Raw genomic sequence first — 1,061 nt, forward strand, 5'->3', positions numbered from 1 at the left:
TAAAGCCAAAATAAGGGTTGAGTGAAAATTGCTCAATTAGAAAAAAGGTATAATATGTTTAAAAACAGTACAAAACAGATGTTTTTGCATAAAAAATAATCTTAAGTAGCATAAACTTTTAATGAAAAACATACACAAAATTTTAAATTTCTGCATAATACCGACTTTTTTACGCAGGTATGATTTCTCCATACTCACGTTAGGAAAAAAGTAGTGGCTGCAAATAAAATACTTTTACAGAAAGGATTTTGTGCAGAAATGGAGAAATACACGAGGTATAAGGAGCTTTACATGAGTTTACCGCTCATCAACAAGCAGTTCATGAAACAAGGATTGGCGATTACCATTGCAACCATGAAAATGAACGTAACTCACGCAACTACTGAGCCACAAGAAATACAACAGCTTGGTACAGATCTCAATGCACTCTTCTTTAATGAAAAAGAAAAGGGCACAGATAGTCGTGTTATGACGATGGCTTGTTACAGTCTTTGAAATTTAAATCCAGTTTAGACATTCGCCCAAAAGTATATGTAAATATGCTTATTGGCTTAAATCCAGTTTTTATAACTCGATTAATTGATGGGAATCATTAAACGAGCTGATTTAGCGGTGGTCATTTGTTAGTTTCCAAGTTTGTAGCCGAGTCGATGCATTCTGTTCACCCAAATGGGAATATGTTCAGTGGTGCGATGAATTTATTTTATCTGAAGGGTGCTTTCTCTCATGTAACCTTCAAAGGCTTAGTGCTGGGCATGATGTTGCTTAAACTTGTGACGGTAATTGCTATTCAAGTGACATTAAAAGTTTTTCCTTAAATGTACTGAAGAAGTCCCTATTTTTAGGGGCTTTTTTGTTTATTGCAGTATTTTGGCTTGTGCTAATAGCACATTAGCAAGAACGTAAGCGGACCGAGTATGAATGAACAACTCAATGCCACACTGATGTCGTGGGTACAATTTTTTAATGAACCTTTATGGGATTTTCTGGTTATTTTCTTGCTGGCCGTCGGTATTTTTTATACGGTCTTAACAGGAGCAGTGCAAATTCGCATGTTCTTG

At 35.5% G+C, this 1,061-nt stretch carries 2 protein-coding genes and 1 pseudogene; all 3 read left to right on the plus strand.

Going from position 1 to position 1,061, the window contains the following annotated elements; genetic code table 11:
* The first annotated feature begins 291 nt into the window (after positions 1–291).
* Positions 292–495 carry a hypothetical protein gene (locus VXQ92_RS20890; RefSeq protein ID WP_002010643.1) on the plus strand — a complete coding sequence of 68 codons (204 nt, stop codon included), beginning with the start codon at positions 292–294 and terminating at the stop codon, positions 493–495.
* Positions 496–677: 182 nt separating this feature from the next.
* Positions 678–818, plus strand: coding sequence for a hypothetical protein (locus tag VXQ92_RS20895; protein ID WP_000490937.1), 141 nt, complete (start codon positions 678–680; stop codon positions 816–818).
* A 99-nt stretch (positions 819–917) separates the two neighbouring features.
* Positions 918–1,061, plus strand: a pseudogene (locus VXQ92_RS20900) (sodium:alanine symporter family protein); the annotation flags it as partial.

It is taken from the genome of Acinetobacter sp. 228 (assembly GCF_048147885.1).

Coding starts and splice junctions, on each gene's coding strand:
- VXQ92_RS20890 (WP_002010643.1), top strand. CDS start 292: ATGAGTTTACCGCTCATCAACAAGCAGTTCATGAAACAAGGATTGGCG.
- VXQ92_RS20895 (WP_000490937.1), top strand. CDS start 678: ATGTTCAGTGGTGCGATGAATTTATTTTATCTGAAGGGTGCTTTCTCT.